This is a genomic window from Acaryochloris marina S15 (assembly GCF_018336915.1).
Taxonomy (GTDB): domain Bacteria; phylum Cyanobacteriota; class Cyanobacteriia; order Thermosynechococcales; family Thermosynechococcaceae; genus Acaryochloris; species Acaryochloris marina_A.
This window is the reverse complement of record NZ_CP064923.1, coordinates 132,894-154,867: the sequence shown is the minus strand read 5'-3', so window position 1 is coordinate 154,867 and position 21,974 is coordinate 132,894. Positions and strand designations below refer to the sequence as shown.

The following is a 21,974-nucleotide window of genomic DNA, read 5'->3' as shown; positions in this document are numbered from 1 at the left end:
GTCATACCCCTAATGGAGACACGCGACGATACAGTAGCCAAATAAATAGCGGAGATCCTAAGAGGGCAGTGACAGCACCAACCGGCAGTTCAACAGATCCCAACCGAGCTAGTAGATCGGCCAAGATCAAGACCCAGGCTCCACCTAGAGCAGACAAGGGCACCACCCAACGATAGTCCGTGCCCACTAAGAGGCGAACACCGTGGGGCACCACTAGGCCAACAAAGCCAATTAAGCCTGCCATGCTGACGGCGCTGGCAGCTAAAAGGGTGGCGACTCCCCCGATTAAGAGGCGCGATCGCGTCAGGGATACCCCCAGCCCCACCGCTAGATCGTCTCCCAAATTGAGGATGTTGATATTGCGAGACAACAAGCAGCCCGCAATCAGCGCAGCGGTAATATAGGGCCCCGCATTGATAACTTCTGTCCAGCCCCGTCCATTCAAACTGCCAATCAGCCAATTGAGGGCCGCTTGGATACGGCCATCATCGGACAGCAATAGTAAGGTGGTCTGAACTGCTCCCAATAAAGAGCTAACGGCTACTCCACCTAAAATTAGACGTTCCACTGCAATACCGTTGGCGGTATGGCCCAAACGATAAACCAACGCCGATGTGAGAACGGCCCCCACCCAGGCGGCTACGGGTAACCAACTCAGGAAGATATTCAGTGTCAGAAGTGCGATCGCAACCAAACCAGCCCCTGCCGAAATTCCCAGAATAAACGGATCGGCCAGACCATTTCGTAGCATTCCTTGCAATAAGGCTCCCGACATACCCAAGGCAGATCCAACAAAAAGTGCGGCAGCAATCCGGGGTAGTCTCAGGTCCCATAAAATCGTCTGATTCAGTTCAGGCCCTTGATGCCAAAGAGCTTGCCAGACTTCTTGCAGACTCATAGCCACAGAGCCCTGTGCTAAGGACAGCAAAATTGTAATGACGAGTCCAGCACCTAAGATGCCGATCATTGAAGCACGTTGCACAGCTTTTGATTCCACCTAAGACGCTAAAGGGTTAAGGGTGAGTTGAACATAAGGTTTCCCCTTACTCTAAAGTAGGCGGAGCAGCCGGAGCCGGGGCTGGAGCGGGCGGCGGTACGTAAGCTGGAGCGGGTGGCGGTACGTAAGCCGGGGCCGGAGCTGGAGCAGGTGGCGGTACGTAAGCCGGGGCTGGAGCTGGAGCAGGTGGCGGTACATAAACCGGGGCCGGAGCCACTGGAGCCGGAGCTGAAACTGGGGCCGGAGCGGGTGGCGGGGCTGAAACTGCTGCTGGAATCGGGGCTGAAACTGATGCTGGAGCTGGAGCTGAAACTGCTGCTGGAATCGGGGCTGAAACTGATGCTGGAGCTGGAGTCGGAGCTGGAGCTGAAACTGCTGCTGGAATCGGGGCTGAAACTGATGCTGGAGCTGGAGTCGGAGCTGGAGCTGAAACTGCTGCTGGAGCCGGAGCACTCGGGGCAGTTACCGGCGTATCTGTTTGTCTAACAGGGGCCGGAGCCGACACTGGAGCTGGCGCTGTTGCCGGAACTGGAGCTTGCTGCCTCGCTCGGCGAGCCTTCGCTGCTGCCCGTTCCTGAGCTCGCTGCTGGGATAAAGCTCGATTTCTACGAGCTTGTTCTCGCTCTTTTGCCGTCAAATCATTCGATTCAAACCGAATTTTAATTGGTTTACTCCGTCTCCCTTCAGGCACAGACTTCAGCTGCTTCTTTACCTGTTTGAAGAATTTCTTCTTATCCTTATGAATGGCTTTATCTAGAGCCGGATCTCCGGTCGAGCGCTCTAGCTTCAAATCAACCAGCTTTCCGTCTTCATACACTGGGATAAACCGTTCAGCCAAGCCCGCAGTCGTTTTTGACTTCGCATCCTTTTTGTAACCAATGCCTAGTTTTTTTGAACGCCCTTTTTTCTTAGCTTTTTTGGGCTTGATAGGAGCTTTCTGTTGAGTATTCGCCGCTGTTTTTTTCGGTCCCTTAGACGGCTTTGCTTTTCCTCGTTTGGGCTTAGATCGAGAAGGTTTACCCTTAGATGTCTTGCCTGTCGAAGTTCCTGATTTTTTAGAGGTCGACTTTGCCGCTGTTTTCTGCGTTGATGAGCTAGGCTCAGTTGGTTTATCTTGCCCGGTCTTTACAGGGGATGGAGCCTCTTCTTCTGAACTAGAGGACGTTGGCTCGGACTGCTCAGTTGTTTCGGCAGTCGCAGGTGATTCCTCTGTTGTTTTACTCGTTTCAGGTTCTTCAGTTGGCGGCGTTTCAGATGGCTCAGTTTCTTCAGACGTTTCTGGTTCTTCCAGAGGCTCTGGGAGTTCTTCTGGCTGCGGAATGGGCGGCTCAGGCACTGAATTCAAGGCCATGGGTTCCGGCAGATCTGCGACTAACTCTGCAGCATCTGGGTCTTCCAACTCTTCTAACGATTCTGGTTCTTCGAGTTCCTCCAGAATTGGATCTTCTTCTTCAATTTCTTCTTCTAGAGCATCTACGACTGCAATTTCAATTGCATCTTCCTCAGCTAGATCAATCTCGTCAGAGGAAGGTAAACCGACACTAATTCCGAAGAACAAAGAGTGCAATACCAAGGATCCTGGCAGGGTAAATGCCAGAATGGTTCGTACTAAGCGCTCTTCGCTCTCTCTGTTAGTGCTAGAGAGCGGATTGAGACTCATTTAGATAACTGAGAATAGATTGTTTTAAACGATACACAATATTTTCAATAAATGAAAGTTACCTGTGAACATCCTGGGAGTGAGGGGACATTCACAGAATCTTCTACAATCTTTTCATACAAAGCTTTTTGCAAATTTATATCTTGATTTTTATCATCGAGAAATTTTCATATTTCGACAGTACATCCATTATTACTTGACAATAGATATCATTAACTCTACAGTCTCATCTATGGCCGATTGTGCCGAAACATCAACATCATTTAGATGACTCAAAGCCCAGCAAGGGTGATTGCTGTAGCAGTGCCTCTATTGATGTACATTCGCGGTTTGATGTTTTCAGTGCCAGTGCAGTTTGCTGCGGTTTCGGTCAGAGCAATCGGTCTTCTCTATCGCAGTAGTGTGTGGAACGGTATAAATAAATGCAGTTTGGTCAAGTGATAACTGCGGGGGGAGTGGTGATGCTCCCTCTCATGGTATTTTCGTTAATTGCGATTGCCCTGATCATCGAGCGCCTCATCTTCTGGACGAGGCTAAATCGCAACCAAGTACGGATTGTCAAACAGGCTCTGAGACTCTATCGTCAGGACAATATTTACGATGCATTGGGGTATTTGCAAGAGCAGGCAAAGTTCCCGATTGCTCGCATCTTTTTGGCAGCTCTGTCCTTAGAAGATCCCACGCCAGAAGAATTTCGACTAGCACTGGAAAGTGAGGCGCAAGCTGAGTTACCGACGTTGAAGCGATTTACGACGGTTTTCGACACGATTATCAGTATTTCACCGTTGCTCGGACTATTAGGAACGGTGTTGGGATTAATCAACTCCTTCTCATCCCTAGATATGGGCAATATCGGGGGTAGTGAAACTGCAGGAGTGACGGGGGGAATTAGTACGGCTTTAATCTCAACAGCTGCAGGATTAATTGTGGCGATCTCAACCCTCATTTTTGCCAATGCGTTTCGCAGTTTATATCAGCGCCAGTTGGCTTTTATTCAAGAGTATGGAGGCCAGTTGGAGTTGCTCTATCGCCATCGCTATGAACGAGGAGGGGTAACCCATGCGCTTACCCGATGATCCAAATCCACCGGCTCAAATCAATATTGTGCCGATGATTGATGTCATCTTTGCAATCTTGTCTTTTTTCATCATTGCCACCCTATTTCTAAATCGCAGCGATGCCCTGCCGGTCAACTTGCCCCAGGCAAAGACGGTAAAACCGCAGCTCTCAACGAAGGTGACGGTGACGATTAACGCCAAGGGAGATTTGGCCCTCAATCGAGAACCGATTCAGCTCAATGCTTTGGAGGCAGAAGTCAAAGACTTAACGGACACCACTGAAAAGGTTGTCGTGGTGATCCATGCCGATGAGCAAGTAGGCCATGGCCGCGTCGTGACGGTGATGGATCGCATCCGAGATATTGAAGGCGCGAAACTGGCCATTGCCGCCACGAAGAAACCATGAGCGTTACGACACCACCAGCGTGTCTGAGGCCAAGAAATGTGCCAAATGGTAAGCTCGCTCTTCTGTCTCTAACAGCATTTGCTCGTAGAGATAGCGGGTCCCCCGATCACCCAAACTCTCTGCCTGAGAAGCTTGGCTACGGAGCAATTTAATGACAGATTGTTCGGCAACTAGGTCATGCTCAAGCATCGTTCGACTATTGTAAATACCGTCTGCTTCAGGTTCAAAGCAGCATAACTCAGCCAGCTTGCTAAAACTAGCGACTGGCACACCTCCCAAGCCATTGAGACGTTCGCCTAGATCATGGACATGGCTTTTGGTGGCATCTCCACATTCTTGGAAAAAGTTGTGGAGCTGATAAAATTCTGCGCCTTCAACGACAAAATGATGCTTCTGATATTGCAAATACAACGCCTGAAAGCTAGCCAGGGCAGTATTCATGCCTTCGCAGATAGGTTCGGTGGCAGACCTATCTATCAACACAGGGTTATCAGATATCTGGCCAAAAGTTTGCACAACAGCAGTAGACATAAAGATCCTCTCTCAGAAAATGGCAAGTTTGGGCGGACATCTTAGTTCCAGGGGGATTGGCAGGAAGATGTCTGTGTTCTTTCGGTTTCAAGTGTTGACTTAAAGGTAACTTTTTCCGTTTTCAAAAGGTTTAAATCTGCTATCTCTTAACCTCCTTGGATGACTATGACTCGAATTAATTCCCCGGCTTTTTCTCTAGCCGTAATCATTACGGGGGTAGGCATGCTCAATGCTCAGCCTGCCTTCTCCCAAGTTCAAGATAAACGTTCAGACATTACAAAACTGTCAAATAAAGAACGCTGTTTGTTGGAAGTCAATAACTGTACCCCAGATATCACTCAAACAGACTCAGAACAGAGGGTCTTATCCATCATTACTTCTGAGCAAATTCCTGATATTACAGAAATAGATCTGCCGATATCGGATGCCCAACTCTTAACTCAAGAGGTACTGGATGAGACCGATATACCTTCCCAAGAAGAGGATACTGCCCCTAGTGAAACCATCGATGAAGAGGTAGAGCTGGAAATTACCGTTACTGGAACTCGGACACCGCGAGCCATTCAACTCTCTCCAACCAACGTCACGGTGATTAAAGCGGAAGAGTTACAACGTCAGTTAGGGCAAGATATCCAAGATTTAATCCGCTATGAGCCTGGGGTGAGTGTCAATGAAGATGGGACCTATGGGGCGACGGACTACAATATCCGCGGTTTAGAGCGCAACCGGATCTTGCTGCAAGTGGATGGGATTCGGCTCCCCACCTTTTTTGAATTTGGCAGTTCGATTTTAGGACGCGATTTTGTCGACGTGGGCTCGGTGCAGACCACCGAAATTATTCGTGGACCTGCTTCTGCTCTCTATGGCAGTGATGCGTTGGGGGGTGTGGTTAGCTACTTTACCCCAGACCCCAGTGACCTATTGGCATTGACGGATCGTGATTACTACATTAGCGGGTCCACTCAATTCCGAAGCTCGAATTCAGATTTCTCCGGGACAGGGACAGTCGCCTTTCGGGCAACGGATAATCTGTCTGGTTTAGTCCGCTTTACCCATCGCGAAAATACAGAGCGGGATAACAAGGCCGAGGATCGATTCGAGGATCCTTTTTTCGGAGTGACCAATAATGTCTTGGGCAAGTTAGAGTTCAAGATCAATGACTATAACTCTGTCCTCTTAACCGGTGAATATTTCAATGAAGCGGGAGACTTTAATACGGCGGCAGATAACCTTAACCTGGTCTTAGCCTTTCCGGGAACGACTATTCTGAGGGATGATACCGATACGGAAACGACGCGATCGCGCTTTAGTATCGCCTATAAATTTGATAATCCTGAAAGCGAGAGTTTTCTTCAATTTGGCCGAGTTCAGTTTTACTATCAGGAATCCGATTATCAAGAAACTCGCACTAGAAATGATATCTTCGCCAATCCCTTTGTTCCACCGCCTTTTGCCCCTCCTCCAGCGCGTCGCTTTCGGGAGTTAAATAACCTCTTCGTTGAAGATATTATCGGTGGCGATATTCAGTTGCGCAGCGATTTTCGCACTGGTAGTGTTGCCCACAAACTCACCTATGGCTTAGATATTTCTAGCACCTTCAACCAGCGGATTCGCGATGGACAGCGCATCAACTTAGACACGGGCGTTGTCTCCAATCGCGTTGGACCCGATGCTTTTCCAGTCAAAGATTTCCCGGACTCCGATACATTACGCATCGGAGTCTATCTGCAAGATGAGATTGAATTTGGAGAAGGGCGATTTACCATCATTCCGGGACTGCGCTTTGACTATTACAGCCTGAAAACTCAGCCAGATGCCCTCTTCTTTAATAATCCCGGTGCTCAAGCGGCTGATTTGAATGACTCGGCCCTGTCTCCCAGCTTAGGCTTGGTCTACAAGGTGAGCCCTGAAATTGCCTTGGTCGGTCGATATGCCCGTGGATTCCGAGGGCCAAACTATATTGAAATCAATAGCGGTTTTTCCAATCCTGGAGGCGGGTATCGCACCATTGCTAATCCCAATTTGGACCCGGAAAAGAGCCATACCTTTGAGTTGGGGGTGAAGGGTGCTTTCCCGCGAGGAACTTTTGGGGTCACCGGGTTCTACAGCATTTATGACAACTTTATTTTTGGGGCTTCTGACGGTAGCACCGCAGGCACCGAACCCGCGGGCTGTTTCCCACCGTTTACCCCAGGCTGTGTGCAGGTATTTCAGTCTCAAAACCTTGATCAGGTCCGCATCTACGGACTGGAGGCCCAAGGTGAATATCGGTTTAGCTCTGAACCTCACGGGTTCCGTGTTTTTGGGGGTCTAGCCTGGATTATTGGCGATGACGACCAAAATGATCAGCCTCTAGCAACCGTTAATCCGTTTGAAGCTGTCGTGGGATTAGGGTATCGAGCCCCAGAAGATCGCTGGGGAGCTGAGTTGATAGGTACCTTTGTCGGCACTGCTCGGGTAGATGAAGAGCCGAATGATTTTATTCCTGGGGGCTTTGCCTTTGTAGATATGACGGGCTTTGTCAAAATTGGCTCCAATCTCAGTCTTAGAGGAGGAATCTACAATATTTTCGATGCGGAATATGTTCGCTATGCGGATGCTCGACGCCTCAATGATTCAACGAACAACACGACCGCCGATCCTAGATTTGGTCAACGGCGGGCTCGCATTACCCAACCTGGGATTAATTTCGGACTTGGCTTGACGTTTGAATTTTAGGGATATGGCACTTTTTCTGAAGGCAGCAGAGTTCACACAGCTTTGTCAGCAAGGTCAAATGGAGTCCTCGTCTGATCGGACTGGATTAGATCGTTCAACCCTGCTGCCCAAAAGTTTAGGCCAAGGCACCTATCGCCAGTTGCACCTGCGCGGTGGATTAACCATTGAAATCCGGGAGGGAGTTTTGCAACAAACCCTCCGGATTGAACAAATTCATGAGCCTATATTTCCGTTAACCTCTAAATTTTTTCTGTCTGGATCTGCAAGGGTGGAGACACCAGGGATTAGAGGAATTCAACCAGACTATATTGAGCGAAAAGGGTTTAACTACCTGTATCACCTGCCAGACTTGGAAGAGATTGAAGAATGGCATGGGGGAGAAGTAATCCATCTGGTCATGATTTATGCCAACACAGATTACTTTCACTTTCTACGAGATGACCCGGCACTACCCAACCCTTTGCGCAGCATTTTTCAAGGTACAAAGTCACAGCAACGCTTTCACCAATCCTTAGGCCCTATCTCTCCCAATATGGAGCAGCTGCTGCAACAGCTCGTGGACTGTCCTTATACAGGGGCAACCCAGGCCTTATATGTCGAGAGTAAAGCATTGGAGTTGCTGACGCTGCAGCTAGAAACTTGGAAACAGCAGTATCTACAGGCACCTACCCTACGAAAAGATGACATTGAACGTTTGCATCACGCGCGGGATCTGTTGATTCAACAATCGGAGAATCCACCTCTCTTAATTGAGTTGGCCCATCAAGTGGGGTTGAACGACCGCAAATTAAAACAGGGGTTTCGCCAACTATTTGGCACTACTGTTTTTGGTTATTTACAGGACTATCGGCTGGGACAAGCTAAGCAACTTTTGGCAGATGCCAGTCTCTCCATTGCTGCAGTAGCCATGTCTGTGGGCTACCGCAATCCTGAAGCTTTTAGCACAGCATTTCGTCGTAAATTTTCTGTTAGTCCCAAAGCATATCAACTGAATATTCGAGGCTAGTGCAGCGTCAAGCTAAAAGATTAGGGTAGGTAACAATGGTGGCAGTATTGCAGTCAGACCGAGAAAACACCTATCCCTATGCCGAAAAAATATATTGTCCGACTGAGTGAAGATGAGCAGAACCATCTGCAAGCCGTCATCAAAAAGCTCAAGGGCAGCAGCCAAAAAGTACGACGTGCTCAAATTCTTTTGAAAGCAAATGCCGACGGGCCAAATTGGACCGATGAACGCATTTCAGATGCTTATTCTTGTCGAGTTAAAACAGTTGAGAACATTCGTAAACGTCTTGTAGAGAGAGGATGTGAGGAAACCCTTAACGGTGCCCAACGTGTCAGAGCACCTCGCAGTAAGTTACTCGATGGTGAGCAGGAAGCTCAAGTCATTGCCATGCGATTAGGCAGCCCTCCTAAAGGCTACGGGAATTGGTCATTGCGCTTGCTGGCACGCAAAGTTGTAGAACTAGGTATCGTAGAATCTGTCAGCCATGAAACGGTTCGTCAGACTCTGAAAAAAACGGGATGACCAACCGCAAGATTGAGTACTGGGTGATTCCGCCTGAAGCAGATGGAGAGTTCGTTGCTCAGATGGAAGAAGTGCTGGAAGTGTATGCTCAGCCTTATGACCCAAGTTGTCCGGTGATTTGTATGGACGAACAGCCTGTCCAACTCCACAAAGAAATCAAGTGCCCTATTCCAGCCACCGCTCAACACCCTAAGCGGGTTGATTATGAGTACGAGCGTGCAGGTACCGCCAATATCTTCATGTTTAGCGAACCTTTAGCGGGGTGGCGACAAGCAACTGTTCGTGAGCGGCGAACAAAAATCGATTGGGCCAGTGAAGTCGCAGTCTTAATGGAAGGACGCTATGCACAATGCCCACAAGTCATACTCACCTGTGACAATCTCAACACCCATACCAAAGGGGCTTTCTATGAGGTGTTCGAGCCTGAGCGTGCCCGGCGGTTCGTTCAACGCATCCACTTTTGCTACACCCCTAAGCATGGCAGTTGGCTGAACGTGGCCGAAAACGAACTGAGTGCAATGACTCGACAGTGTATTGATAGGAGGCGCTTTGGGACGATTGAAACTCTAAAAGATGAAGTTCAAGCATGGCCGATTGATGTGAACCACTCGCAACGCGGTGTGGATTGGCAAATGAACATTGAAGATGCCAGGTGTAAGCTCACTTCTATCTACCCTAAAATTAAATATTGACGATGCACTAGAACATTATTGGTAAATCGTATCTTCTATTGGCAAAAAACCGTCTGTTTACTCTCTAAAATTCAGCATCAAGCTGTTCTAGGATTTGATGAGTAGAAAGTACAGAGATGCGGGCTGTTCGGAAGTCTTTGGGATTGCGAGTAATGATCGCGTCTAAATTCTGTACTTCAGCACAGACAATTTGAACGGCACCTTCAAAATCAGCTAAACCAGATTTGAGAGCTGTTTCAAGAATAGAGAAATCAACTGGACAAATATCTAAAAGAGAAAGGGTGGTGATGAGGATTTGTCTAGCTTCTTCAAGATTCTGCGTTTGTCGTCTACAGATGTAGAAAATGTCGGTAATGCTAGATGCTGTAACGAAACCTTCAACTTTTTGATCGGCAATCGCATCAAATAGCTTGAATACATCCTCAAAAAATGGCTTTCGCTCCAGAAAGAAGTCGAGAATGATGTTTGTATCCAATAACACTCTCACGCAAGATATTTCTCCATCAGTCGTTCTTCTCGCATTGACTCAAGCTCAGTATCTGAAGGTATCGACTGACCAGGCCGATTGAGACAACCTTGTAGCTGGTTAACTAGTGCATGACGGTCAATGGGAGATTTTTGTTTTACTTTCAGAGTTTGAATGAGATTTTCTAGCAATACAAATTGCTCTTCAGCCGACAATTGGTCAATGGCTTGCTGTATTTCCTTTAATGTCATGGGAGTTATACGACGAGAAGTATAGCAAGCGCCATTTTATTCAGGACATAATAAACTAGAGATACTGTTATGTCTTTCAATGGATGCCTAAAATCTACAGCTACGATTTACGTTGCAAAGTGATCGATGCTATTGAACTTGATGGCATGCCTCCCTCAGAAGCGAGTGACACCTTTCATATCAGTCGTAACACCATTAATCTATGGCAACGTCTCAAAGCAGAAACAGGTGATCTTCATCCCATCCCTAGACAACACCTTGGCCATAGCCACAAAATCACAGACTGGGACAAGTTTCGAGCTTTTGCTCAAGAACATCGCTATAAAACCCAAGCTCAGATGGCCGAGTTGTGGGAGGGGCAAATCAGTGAGCGTACTATTTCAAGAGCGCTGAAGAATATTGGATTTACTCGAAAAAAAAGACCTATGGCTACCGCCAACGTGATGAGCACAAACGGGCTGAGTTCGTCCAAAAGTTAACAACAGTAGACCCAGACGATATCGTCTATGCTGACGAGTCAGGGATGGACAATCGAGATGAGTATGACTATGGCTATGGTCCCAAAGGTGAGCGGGTCTATGCTTTAACCGACATTCAGCAGGTACTAACCATCAAGGGATAATTTTGAGGTTGTCTCTCAACGCAAGTCCATGTATTCACCTCAAGAGATAGACGTTCAGGATATTGACCATCTCGGTATTATTGCCGGTATCGTCGATGAGATCGGCATTGTCGAAATAGTGGATCGATTATTAGGTACTCACGAGCAAGAGAATATTAGTTGTGGTCAAGTTGTCAAAGCCCTGATTCTAAATGGTATGGGCTTTTTGAGTGCTCCATTGTACTTATTTAGTGAGTTTTTCGAAAGCAAAGCAACCGAGCACTTACTCGGTCAAGGTGTACTGCCAGAGCACCTCAACGATACCCGTATCGGTCGAGTCCTCGACAAGCTCTATGCCTATGGTGTGACCCAGATATTTATCCATGTGGCAATGGCAGTCGTTCAGAAATTCGATGTAGCTCTAAGGTGTGCGCATCTAGATGCGACAAGCCTTAGTGTTGAGGGGCAATACTTAGATAAACCACAGGTTGAGGCGTCAGACGAATCCCCCTCTGCACCTGAGTCCCCCTCCCCTGCACTGGCTGAATCAGAGGAGCCGATACCCGTGAAAATCACCTACGGCTACTCACGGGACAATCGTCGTGATCTCAAGCAGTTTGTATTGAACCTACTGGTGAGTGGGGACGGGGGTATTCCTTTATTTTTACAAGTGGGCAACGGTAATGATGCGGACAAAAGTACGTTTGTGCCTATCATCCATGAATTTAAGCAACAGTGGAGTCAGCAACAGCCAGAGGTGATTGTTGCTGATAGTGCCCTCTACAGTGCCGACAATCTGCAAGCATTAGGAAGTACATCTTGGATTAGCCGAGTTCCAGCAAGTTCAACGGCAGCCCAAGACTTATTACAAGGGCTGCCGGGTTCACAGTTTCACCCCAGTGCTCTCAACGGCTATAGCTTTGTCGAAGTATGTAGTACCTATGGAGAGATTCAACAACGGTGGCTGGTGGTTGAAAGTAAAGCTCGCAGAGACTCTGGACTCAAACAAGTGCAAAAGCGGATTGATCAGGCGTTTAGCCAAAAAACTACTGCACTTAAAACCCTCTGCAAACAGACCTTCTTGTGCCCTGCAGATGCTTTAGCTGCAGCCCAAGATTTTGGCAAAATCCTCAGGTATCACACCCTTGACGATCTCAAAATCCACAAAAAACCTCATTATTCAAAGGCTGGACGACCGACAAAAGCAACGGTTGTGACTCACTACACCTATTCTATTGAGGCTACCTTAACCCTCAATGAGCCAGTCATCGAACGCTATCGGCGGCAAGCAGGTCGTTTCATCTTAGCCACCAATCTCTTGGAACAAGAGCAATGGAGCAATGATGATATTCTGCGCGAGTATAAGAACCAGCAGGCGTGTGAAGGAGGCTTTCGCTTTATCAAAGATCCACTCTTCTTTGCCTCTAGTGTTTTCCTGAAGACACCTCGGCGTATCGCTGCCTTAGCCATGATCATGGCCTTGTGTTTGATGGTCTACAGCTTAGGACAACGACAGTTAAGAAATGCACTAGAACAAGTACAAACAACTCTCCCTAATCAGAAGGGGAAACAAACTATGAAACCTACGTTACGTTGGATTCTCCAATGCTTTCAGGCCGTCCATTTAGTTTGGCTTGATGGTGCCAAGCATCTCATCAAGCTCAACAGCAGGCAGCAACTTATCTTGCCGTTCCTTGGGAAGGGCTGTAAAAAATATTATCTGCTCTGCTAGCTATAGATCTACAGATAAAGATCCGTGATTAGCTAGGCAGCTTGTGTACCCAAGGTTTTGCAATATTTGCCCATTAAGACAGTAATTTCATTGGGAGTCTGACTAAAGTACAGTAGCCCCTCATCGACCTGCTGAACTAAGTCATCAAATTGCTTGAAGAACCGTAGGTGTGTGCTGCGTTTTTTGAGTTTCTTCCACAAGAATTCAATTGGGTTGAAGTCAGGAGAATATGTGGGTAATTGGAAAGGAGTAAGGCGAGCGGATTGCTGGTCAAAGAACTGCTTAGTTGCTTTACTGGTGTGATATCTAGCCCCGTCCTGAATGAGAATAATATGCTTGTGAGTCTGCTGGAGTACTTGAGTTAGAAAAGCAGTATACCCTTCAGAATTGAAGCGTCCCGTCTGACCTTGATAGAAGAACTGACCAGAATGATAATCAATTAATCCAAACACCTTGTAAGCCTTCCGTTTACCACTGGTGGGCAATGTTGGCTGGTCTCCACGAAGACTCCAGGTGTAGCTTAACGACCCCCACTGCGCAAAACTGGCCTCATCCCCAAATAAAATTAGGGCATCTTTGGCTGCTGATAAACGCAAAATCTCAGGCCATTTGTGTGTCATCCATTCTTGTCGCTTGGCTTCATTGAGATGAGCTGCAACAAACCGTGCTCTTTGAAATGAAAAGCCTAAGTTCCTCAGTAGAGTACTCACATAATGGGGATGATAGGAAACATTGAAGCGTTTCGCAATCAGGTCTTGAACCATTAATGCACTCCAACAACCACACTCGTATCCAGCTTTGAGCGGACCTGCTTTAATCCATGACTTGAGCTGTTGTCGTTGCCGTGGAGTGAGTTTGCTGCGACGTCCTTGAGACGCTTTGTATCTAAAGCTAGCGATACCTCGTTTTAGAAATGCATGCAGATAATCCCTGATCGTTTGTTCGCCTAGTGCCAATGTTTCAGCTACCTGTGCCACTGAACCACCTTGACCAAGCTGCAATAAAGCACTAATACGTTTGACCAGACGTAAATTCTGACTCCCGTATGCCTGGCGCAGTTTAGCTTCAATCTTTTTGCGTGTTGATTGGGTAAAGCGCAGTTTGAATTGTGCGAGCATACTGGATGACCTCTGATAATCTTGAAATCCTTGCCAGAGCTAAGAGTATCAGGAGCTAGTTACTATATTTAATGAAGATGTAGTGTCGCTAAAACCACGGATGCTTTTCTGAAGATCTATAGCCTGCTGAATGTAGGCTTTAAAGTCTGGTAGCAGAAGTGGACGAGTCAATATGATTGCAGCTTTGAGAGGAAAGCAGCTCATGGCCCCGTTCACGATTGAAGGGGCTTGCAATCGCACCGTATTTGAAATTTGGCTTGAGACTTGTTTGATACCGATGCTCAAACCGGGGCAGAAGTTAGTCATTGATAATGCCACCTTCCATAAGGGAGGGCGAATTGAGCAACTGGTAGAAGCCGCAGGATGTGAAGTGTGGTACTTGCCACCCTATTCTCCTGATTTGAATAAGATTGAACGGTCGTGGGCTTGGATTAAAAGTCGAATTAGACACCAATTAGAGCACTTCAGTTCACTTAGAGAAGCAATGGAACATGTGTTGTACCTAGCGTCCTAATTAGAGTGGCGACTGCTATATAAACCACAATTTTAGTCTATGCCCATAAAGCAATTTCTGCCTTCCAGGCATTCTCGAGAACTGAGTTAGCCAAGAGTGATTGTGTCATTCATCTTTATGAAACGGTTCCGATTTTAAAAAGTCCGTATCGCAAAGAAAAAAGTCCGTCTCACAAAGATGTTGAGAGGACAGATCCCCTATTATTCCTAGTTAATAATGACTCTGTGGGCGAAGCAATGATGTCGAAGCGGTGTAAAAGATTGATTCAGAAAGCGATATATTCTGAGTTTCCAGGGTCAATAGTCTATGGTCTACCGTCTGTGATTGCGACCTTTGGCCTTTTAGTCTCGCTTCCTGTTCGAGCTGAGACTGCTGCCGCAGTACCTTCATCACCAGACATAGATCTAGCAACACTATCCATACCTGAGTCATCTTCCCCTCAACCCGCCACGAGCGTGAAAGAATGGCAGGCCCAGATTGAGGCATCCATCATTGAGATTACGGCTGTGCGAGTAGAACCCAGCCCAGAAGGTCTCAATATCATTTTGGAAACGGCGACTGGACAGCTCAGTATTCCCACTCCCACCACAGAGAGCAATCGTCTCAGTGCGGTTATTCCCAATGCCGTCTTAGCTTTGTCGGAAGGCCCTAGCTTTGAGCAAGCCAACCCAACGCCTGAGATTACGCAAATTAGCATCACAAACCAGACCGATGATCAGGTGCAAGTCGTGATTACGGGGGCCAAGGCTGTTCCCACCGCTACGGTGAGCAATGCCGCCCAAGGACTAACCTTCTCTATTGTCTCGGAAGCGGCACCTGATACCCTGGCCGATGATGCAGAGGTAGAAGTTACGGTGACGGCCAATCCGGAAGAAGGCTATGCCCTATCCACTGCCAACATCGGTACACGTACCGATTCACCCATTCGGGATGTTCCCCAATCCATTCAGGTCATCCCCAAGCAGATCATTGAAGATCAGCAGGCTATTGGTGTCGAAGAGGTGGTGGAAAATGTTGGCGGTGTCACCTTTTTAGGCAATAACGATGGTCGGGGACTCAATTTTTCCATTCGTGGTTTTGATAATGTGCCTGTCTTGCAAAATGGGTTTCGACTGTTTGGCGAAAATGCCGTTGAACCTGAAATTGCCAATTTAGAACGGGTAGAAGTTTTGAAAGGGCCTGCCTCGGTTTTATTTGGACAGTCAGAACCCGGTGGACTGATTAATTTGGTCCGGAAAAAACCTTTATCGGAACCGTACTATAAGCTGCAAATTCAAGGAGGGAATCGAGGTTTTGTGAGTCCAAGTGTCGATCTATCAGGTCCCTTGGATAAAGAAGGCAACTTGTTGTACCGTCTCAATGCGCTGTATCGCCGCGAAGATAGTTTTCGGGACTATACGACCAGTTTTGATCGTTTTTTCGTAGGACCTTCTTTAACCTGGAAAATTAGTGATCAAACGGATGTGACCTTTAGCCTGGAATACATCAAGGAAGACAATCCAGCGGACTTTGGAACGTTGGCTTCTGGCAATGGTATTGCGAATATCCCGGCATCGCGGGTCACGAATAACCCTGATGATACGGTGGATAACACCTTTTTGAAGGTGGGGTATAACCTGGAGCATCGGTTTAATGACAAATGGAAACTCCGCAATGAGTTTAGCTATATCTACGATAAATATGACTATGGAGTGTTGGCGCTACCTTTTGACCTAGATGAACCCACTAGAACATTGACACGGGTTTTTGCAGCTCAGTTTAATGAGAATACCTTTTTCAATCTGAATACCAGCCTGCAAGGTGAATTTGAGACAGGCTCCATTAAGCACAATGTCGTCGCCGGGGTCGATCTATCCCGTGCAGACAATAATGGGGCAACCCGGTTTTCCCCCACCCCTGATTTTCTCAGTTTTCTGGATATTTTTAATCCTGTATACGATCCAAAACCTGCATTTGATACTGTGCCAATTGCCTTTGGCAATGACAATTCGGTCAATCGGTTGGGAGTGTACCTACAAGATCAAATCTACCTGCTGGATAACCTGATCCTAGTGGGAGGTATTCGCTACGATATCGTCGACCGCTCGAATATCGGTATTGTCACAGGAATTGAAGATACACAGGTAGACGAAGCATTTAGCCCTCGGGTGGGTCTGGTCTTTCAGCCGACGGATTATCTGGCCCTTTATGCCAACTATTCCCGATCCTTTAATCCCACCTTTGAAACGGATGACTTGGGAGCACTCTTGGATGCAGAGCGAGGAGAGGGGTTTGAAGTCGGTATTAAGGCAGAGTTGATCAAAGACCGATTGTCAGCCACCCTTGCCTTTTTTGATATCACTAAATCAAATGTAGCCACCGCTGATCCGATTAACCCTTTTGCTTTCGTTACTTCAGGTGAGCAAAACAGCCGGGGGATTGATTTTGATATCTCAGGTGAAATTGTGCCAGGTTGGAATGTGATTGCATCCTATGCCTATATTGATGCCAAAATCACCCAAGACAATACCTTTCCCGTCGGCAACGACTTAATCGGTATCCCGGAGCATAGTGCCAGTCTCTGGACTACTTACGAAATCCAATCTGGGGATGTTAAAGGCTTGGGGTTTGGCTTGGGCTTTAACTTTGTAGGGGATCGGGCTGGCGATCTGGATAACAGCTTTAGGGCTGATAGCTATTTCCTTACGAATGCCGCTATTTTCTATCGGCGTGATCGCTGGAAATTTGCCGTCAATGTTGACAATCTATTCGATGTTGATTTTATCCGTTCGGTGGGGGGTACGAGAGCCAGAGGTATCTACCCAGGGGAGCCATTCACCATTCGTGGCTCTATTTCTGTGGAGTTGTAATGGCTACCGTTGTTCAGTCTCTATGGCTTGGATTACTAGTCGGTACTTTAACCTTAGCCTGCGGCTCGGCCGATAACCGACCTGATGTATCTGCTCCACCTGGAGACTGTGAAATGGTGGACCATGACGGTGGTAAAACCGAGATTTGTGGTCAGCCCCAAACCATCGTCGCCATCGGCCCCAATGTCCTGGAGTTGTTATTAGCCCTAGAGGTACAGCCGATTGGCTATGCGGATTACTATACTCTGCCGTTTACAGATTTTGACCAACCGCAATCCCAAATTCCTTACCTGGGAGAACGGCTAACAGGCCCAGTCAAAAAAGTGGGTTCTTGGAATACTCCTTCCTTGGAAGCTATTTTGAAACTGAAGCCAGACCTGATTGTGGGCAGCACTCTGGCGAATCAGGGGCAATATTCACTTTTATCCCAGACCGCTCCCACATTGCTGTTCTCCTATGGGGTCAAAGAGAACTGGCAGACTCAGCTTCGCAGGCTGGCTAAAGTATTAGGCCGTGGTGAGAAGGCGGAGCAGGTGATTGCTGCCCATACCCAATTAGTGGCTGAGGCTCGTAAAAACTTACAGCCTGCTGTCCTGAAATATCCGCAAGTCTTGTTGTTGGCTTCTGAGCAACTCGAGCAGGAGCTAGCGGTTGAAAATAGTGACAGTCGCTGTGGTGGACTTCTAGAAAATCTGGGATTTCAGTTGCTAGCCCCTAAAAATATCGGTACAGAAGGACCAGGGCGTAACAATATTTCTCTAGAGCTATTGCCAGAGCTGAAATCTGACTGGATCTTTTTTCTAGCCTGGAATACCGATTTTAGTGATGCGGGGCCGGATCTAGAACAGCAGCAGATCTCAGCCGTTCAACAGCAGTGGCAGGAAAATGCGATCGCACAATCGTTACCCGCCAGCAAAACCAACCAAGTGTACTTTCACAGTGCCTATATTTGCCGTGCCCTACCCGGCCCCATTGGCACAGAGCTGATATTGGCACAATTACAAGCTGAGTTACTGCCTCAAGTCTCTGAGCAATCACAATAAACCTCATCTCCTTTAGGAAAGCTAGCGTATGGCACGACTGAGATTGAAAACGATGGGCTTGCTGATGGCCCTGACAATCGTGAGTGGGGCCTGCACCCGTCCATCCCCCTCCACCTCAACGGATACTGACTGTCGAGCTATTGCCCATGATCTGGGTGAAACGGAGGTCTGTGGTCAACCGCAAAAGGTGGTGACCATTGGTCCTAATTTATTGGAACTCTTACTGGCCCTTGAGGTACAACCGATTGCCCATGCGGAGTATTTCCCATTCCCTACTCGTCAATTTGATCAACCCGAACAGCAAATTCCCTATTTGGGCAAGTTGCTGACGGGACTGCCGAAAAATGTGGGGACTGCCGAGAGCCCGTCTTTAGAAGCGATCGCAAAATTGAAACCGGATTTGATCTTGGCAGACAGCATTAAAAATAAAGATGAGTATAAGTTATTGTCCAAAATTGCTCCCACCTTACTGTTCGACTACAGTGGTGCAGGGTCTGCCTGGCAGCCTGATCTGCAAGCTCTCGGCCAAGCGCTGCAGAAAGCTGACAAAGCCACCGCAGTGGTAGCGGACTCTCAGCAACAGGTTGCCAAACTGAAGGCTAAGTTTCAGCCCATTGTGGCTCAAGATCCCAAAGTCTTGCTGCTGCTGTCTGAGCAACTGAGCCAGGGCGTGCGCCTAGAAACCGCGAACAGTGCCTGTGGTGCCTTGCTGGAAGACGTTGGGTTTCAAGTGGTGGTCCCAGCTGCTTTGAACCAATCCCCAGAACCGAGCCATGTGATTTCGTTGGAATCTTTGACCAATCTGGATATGGATTGGATTCTGATTGAAGGCTTCTCCAGTCAAAACATTGCGAAGACCCCAAACCCAGAAGCACAGCAGGTCAAAGCCATTAAGAAAGAGTGGAACGAGAATGCGATCACACAATCACTACCACCGAGCAAAGCAGGCAAAGTCTATTTCACCCCTGTATACCTATGCCATGCCCTTTTAGGTCCTATCGGAACTGAAATTTTCTTGAGTGACCTCTACCAACAACTGTCACCCTCAGAAATCAAAACCAGCCGGATGCCCACTCGCTTTAAGTATTGAATTGGGTCGGTGGGACATCAACCCATCTTTTATGTCCGGCAGTCTTCAGCACTTTTGATACATCTACTGGTCTATTTGAAGTCTTTTTGGCTCCATTCTGAGCATGTCTGGCTGATTGGCTTGCCCCGATCTATCTCTCACCTCCCTGCAGGTTCATCTGAGCCAAAGTCTGCTCTAATCGTCGTTCCTATCTTTGAATGCCAGAACCTATGCGCACCTTTCTTATTATCTGGATCGGGCAATTTGCATCACTGTTGGGTTCTGAACTGACGAACTTTGCGATTACCCTGTGGGCCTGGGAAATGACCGGCCAAGCCACCCCCTTGTCTTTGATTATGGTGTTTACTCAGATTCCCAAACTATTGGTTTCTCCCTTTGCCGGGTTTTGGGTAGATCGATACTCTCGCAAGCATTTGATGCTGCTGGGGGATTGGGTCGCAGGACTGTCTACCATCGCCCTGCTGATGCTGTTGCTCACGGATCATCTGCAGGTATGGCATCTCTATATTTCGGGTGCTATTAACGGTTTATTCGGCTATATCCAAGGGTTAGCGTATTCGGCTTCTCTGACCCTAATGGTGACTGAAGAACATTATGCCCGCGCCACAGCTTTGGGTTCTGTTCAAATGTCAGGGAGCTATGTGCTCGCTCCGGCTTTAGCGGGTGCTCTCTATGCTGCCACCGGGTTAACGGGGGTTCTCAGTGTCGATCTTGCTACCTTCGCCATGGCGATGACCAGTCTAGCTCTGGTCAAAATCCCTCAGCCTCCAGAACAGCCGACTGCACAACAGATGTCTTGGTCGACCTTGACCTTTGGTCTGCAGTATCTCTGGGTTCGGCCTAGCCTGATGGCTTTACTGAGTTTTTGGATGGTGAATAGCCTGATTGGCAGTACGATATTCGCGATTCTGCCAGCCATGGTTTTAGCTCGGAGCAATAATAACCCGCTGATTTGGGGAACGCTGCTGGCCTTCTTTGGCATGGGCGGTCTCTTAGGCGGACTCACCATTAGTATTAGCGGCGGACCGAAGCGCCGCATTCATGGTGTGTTGCTGGCTAGCGCCCTGTGGAAATTCGGCATCATTGTGTTGGCCCTCACGCAGCAAACGGTAACCAAGATTGGCACAGCGCTGGTCTGTGGATTTTGTTCTCCTTTTCCCGAGAGTGCGAGTCAAGCGATTTGGATGTCGAAGGTGGAGCCGGAAGTGCAAGGGCGAGTGTTTGCAACGCAATTTTTCTTGACCCAGTTGAGTAGTCCGATCGGATATGCGATCGCAGGTCCGTTAGCCGATCAATTCTTTGAGCCAGCCATGCAACCCGGTGGGGCATTAGCAGGTTTCTTTGGCCCAATTTTTGGTACAGGATTAGGAGCGGGTATGGCACTACAGATTTCTATCTTTTCCACCTGTGGGATGTTGCTTGCTGTGGGTGGATATAGTGTTCGGCAACTGCGATCGGTAGAGGTACCTTCAATGGACCAGAACTGCTAATTGAGCAGTCAAAAATGAGACTACCGACAAGCTCTCACTTATCTAAGCCTGGCAACAACGGGCCAATCCTCGATATATGCTTGCTACAAAATTATTGAGAATATTTATCAATTATGCAACAATATAATTCTAGTGACTTCATCGTAAATTTAATAATCAACAGCACTCCATATGAAACTCTTTATACAAAGCGATCTAGCTAGATTCTTTTACCCGTCAATTGAAGACTGCTGTTCCAGCGCTGGCTTACGGATAAGTACCATCAATCATATTTGGATTCAGAATCTAGTGAATATACATTCAATTGATAATAATTTCTGATTATTGATGGACGACTAACGTATTGCAGCTCAAGACCATCCTTTGAACCAATGACCTACGATCCTCAGATCTATTCATCCTATGAACTGGGCTGGCAGCTACATAGCAAGGCTGGCAATCAAAGCTTTCAGGCAGGCAGGTATGCAGAAGCTCGGCAAGCTTATCGGAAAGCCATTTCCCTTGCAGAATTAATGTTGATGACTGCTAAAAAAGAACGTCATCACCCTGAGGCGATTCATGCCTACGTTATTTCTTGTCATAATTTAGCCGATAATTCGCTGAAGTCTGATGAGGTCCAAGCGGCAGAAACCACCATGCAACAAGCGCTGGCTCAAGTGATTGATTTGATGTATTCCACTCAATATTCCCAGTGTCTACGATTTGAGGCGGCAAAAGCTCTAGAGATGGTCAGTCTGAAAGCCTATGAGCTTTATCAGAATTTAGGGCAATCTGACAAAGCCCAGGCTGTTTTTGAACTGGCCGCAGAACAGGCCCAAACGTTTTTCAGTCAGATGCAACCTCACTCATTAAGTACTTAAAGGCTTATGGTTGCTCACGGCTCTATGGCATTTCTCTGGTTCTAGTCATGCTCTTGGCAGGGTTGTTCATTTTATATCCAGACCATCCAGATTTAATGTTTCAAAAAAGGCTCAAGTGGGTTAACTCAATACATAGGAGTAAATCTCATGCATATCTTGGTTGACTTACTATTAGATCCCCGGTTATCAGTTGTTTTAGCACCGCTGGCGTTAGCGACCTATTCTACGTTGTTCTTTTTAGAGTATTTTGATCGGCAATTTGATCAGTGATAAGTGTGAGTAAGAATCAGGAATTCACACCTGATTCTTGCTGGTGGCAGGCTTAATCTATAGTTGCTGCCTATGTAGATGGTCTGAAGTTACGTATTTA

General features: G+C 47.4%; 19 protein-coding genes and 2 pseudogenes. 15 read left to right on the top strand and 6 right to left on the bottom strand.

Features of this window, described 5'->3' with window-relative positions; translation table 11 throughout:
• Position 1: 1 nt before the first annotated feature.
• The gene (locus I1H34_RS01500) at positions 2-967 is read right to left on the bottom strand and encodes a FecCD family ABC transporter permease (RefSeq protein WP_212666088.1); all 966 of its coding nucleotides are present in this window, start codon (positions 965-967) and stop codon (positions 2-4) included.
• Between the two features lie 76 nt (positions 968-1,043).
• On the bottom strand, positions 1,044-2,657 hold the full coding sequence (locus I1H34_RS01495) for a hypothetical protein (RefSeq protein WP_212664021.1): 1,614 nt from the start codon (positions 2,655-2,657) through the stop codon (positions 1,044-1,046).
• Between the two features lie 422 nt (positions 2,658-3,079).
• On the opposite strand from I1H34_RS01495, the gene I1H34_RS01490 reads away from it, so the two are divergent.
• Both I1H34_RS01490 and I1H34_RS01485 read left to right on the top strand, forming a co-directional pair.
• Positions 3,080-3,733 (top strand): MotA/TolQ/ExbB proton channel family protein, encoded by a 654-nt coding sequence (locus tag I1H34_RS01490; protein WP_212664020.1) that lies wholly within the window; start codon positions 3,080-3,082, stop codon positions 3,731-3,733.
• Positions 3,717-4,121, top strand: a complete 405-nt coding sequence (locus tag I1H34_RS01485) for an ExbD/TolR family protein (RefSeq protein ID WP_212664019.1) — start codon at positions 3,717-3,719, stop codon at positions 4,119-4,121. Before I1H34_RS01490 ends, I1H34_RS01485 begins: the two co-directional genes overlap by 17 nt.
• Before the next feature lie 3 nt (positions 4,122-4,124).
• On the opposite strand, the gene dpsA is transcribed toward I1H34_RS01485, so the two are convergent.
• Positions 4,125-4,652 (bottom strand): DNA starvation/stress protection protein DpsA, encoded by a 528-nt coding sequence (gene dpsA, locus I1H34_RS01480; RefSeq protein WP_212664018.1) that lies wholly within the window; start codon positions 4,650-4,652, stop codon positions 4,125-4,127.
• Between the two features lie 165 nt (positions 4,653-4,817).
• On the opposite strand from dpsA, the gene I1H34_RS01475 reads away from it, so the two are divergent.
• The 4 genes from I1H34_RS01475 (at position 4,818) to I1H34_RS01460 (ending at position 9,590) form a co-directional block, all read left to right on the top strand.
• The gene (locus tag I1H34_RS01475; protein WP_212664017.1) at positions 4,818-7,370 is read left to right on the top strand and encodes a TonB-dependent hemoglobin/transferrin/lactoferrin family receptor; all 2,553 of its coding nucleotides are present in this window, start codon (positions 4,818-4,820) and stop codon (positions 7,368-7,370) included.
• A gap of 4 nt (positions 7,371-7,374) precedes the next feature.
• Positions 7,375-8,376, top strand: a complete 1,002-nt coding sequence (locus I1H34_RS01470) for a helix-turn-helix transcriptional regulator (RefSeq protein WP_212664016.1) — start codon at positions 7,375-7,377, stop codon at positions 8,374-8,376.
• 78 nt (positions 8,377-8,454) lie between these two features.
• Entirely contained in the window at positions 8,455-8,898 is a 444-nt protein-coding gene (locus I1H34_RS01465; protein ID WP_212664015.1) for a helix-turn-helix domain-containing protein, read from the top strand.
• Positions 8,895-9,590, top strand: a complete 696-nt coding sequence (locus I1H34_RS01460) for an IS630 family transposase (protein ID WP_212664014.1) — start codon at positions 8,895-8,897, stop codon at positions 9,588-9,590. The genes I1H34_RS01465 and I1H34_RS01460 overlap by 4 nt, the downstream gene beginning before the upstream one ends.
• Before the next feature lie 64 nt (positions 9,591-9,654).
• Here the strand turns inward: I1H34_RS01460 and I1H34_RS01455 are convergent, their stop codons facing one another.
• Entirely contained in the window at positions 9,655-10,071 is a 417-nt protein-coding gene (locus tag I1H34_RS01455; RefSeq protein ID WP_249370234.1) for a type II toxin-antitoxin system VapC family toxin, read from the bottom strand.
• A gap of 2 nt (positions 10,072-10,073) precedes the next feature.
• On the bottom strand, positions 10,074-10,307 hold the full coding sequence (locus I1H34_RS01450) for a hypothetical protein (protein WP_212664012.1): 234 nt from the start codon (positions 10,305-10,307) through the stop codon (positions 10,074-10,076).
• Between the two features lie 83 nt (positions 10,308-10,390).
• On the opposite strand from I1H34_RS01450, the pseudogene I1H34_RS01445 reads away from it, so the two are divergent.
• Both I1H34_RS01445 and I1H34_RS01440 read left to right on the top strand, forming a co-directional pair.
• Positions 10,391-10,893 (top strand): annotated as a pseudogene (locus I1H34_RS01445) (IS630 transposase-related protein); the annotation flags it as partial.
• Between the two features lie 64 nt (positions 10,894-10,957).
• Complete coding sequence (locus I1H34_RS01440) at positions 10,958-12,640, top strand: IS1634 family transposase (RefSeq protein ID WP_212664011.1); 1,683 nt, start codon at positions 10,958-10,960, stop codon at positions 12,638-12,640.
• A gap of 32 nt (positions 12,641-12,672) precedes the next feature.
• On the opposite strand, the gene I1H34_RS01435 is transcribed toward I1H34_RS01440, so the two are convergent.
• Entirely contained in the window at positions 12,673-13,758 is a 1,086-nt protein-coding gene (locus tag I1H34_RS01435) for an IS630 family transposase (RefSeq protein WP_212662243.1), read from the bottom strand.
• 136 nt (positions 13,759-13,894) lie between these two features.
• On the opposite strand from I1H34_RS01435, the pseudogene I1H34_RS01430 reads away from it, so the two are divergent.
• From I1H34_RS01430 to I1H34_RS32680, 7 genes and pseudogenes are all read left to right on the top strand, one after another.
• Positions 13,895-14,272 (top strand): annotated as a pseudogene (locus I1H34_RS01430) (IS630 family transposase); the annotation flags it as partial.
• Positions 14,273-14,592: 320 nt separating this feature from the next.
• Positions 14,593-17,121 (top strand): TonB-dependent siderophore receptor, encoded by a 2,529-nt coding sequence (locus I1H34_RS01425; RefSeq protein WP_249369697.1) that lies wholly within the window; start codon positions 14,593-14,595, stop codon positions 17,119-17,121.
• The gene (locus tag I1H34_RS01420) at positions 17,121-18,164 is read left to right on the top strand and encodes an ABC transporter substrate-binding protein (protein ID WP_212664010.1); all 1,044 of its coding nucleotides are present in this window, start codon (positions 17,121-17,123) and stop codon (positions 18,162-18,164) included. The genes I1H34_RS01425 and I1H34_RS01420 overlap by 1 nt, the downstream gene beginning before the upstream one ends.
• Before the next feature lie 28 nt (positions 18,165-18,192).
• Complete coding sequence (locus I1H34_RS01415) at positions 18,193-19,254, top strand: ABC transporter substrate-binding protein (RefSeq protein ID WP_212664009.1); 1,062 nt, start codon at positions 18,193-18,195, stop codon at positions 19,252-19,254.
• A 209-nt stretch (positions 19,255-19,463) separates the two neighbouring features.
• Positions 19,464-20,744, top strand: coding sequence for an MFS transporter (locus I1H34_RS01410; protein WP_212664008.1), 1,281 nt, complete (start codon positions 19,464-19,466; stop codon positions 20,742-20,744).
• A 371-nt stretch (positions 20,745-21,115) separates the two neighbouring features.
• Positions 21,116-21,604, top strand: a complete 489-nt coding sequence (locus I1H34_RS01405) for a tetratricopeptide repeat protein (protein WP_212664007.1) — start codon at positions 21,116-21,118, stop codon at positions 21,602-21,604.
• A gap of 147 nt (positions 21,605-21,751) precedes the next feature.
• A complete protein-coding gene (locus I1H34_RS32680; protein WP_283250047.1) occupies positions 21,752-21,874 on the top strand; it encodes a hypothetical protein in 123 nt (40 codons plus the stop codon).
• Positions 21,875-21,974: the final 100 nt, after the last annotated feature.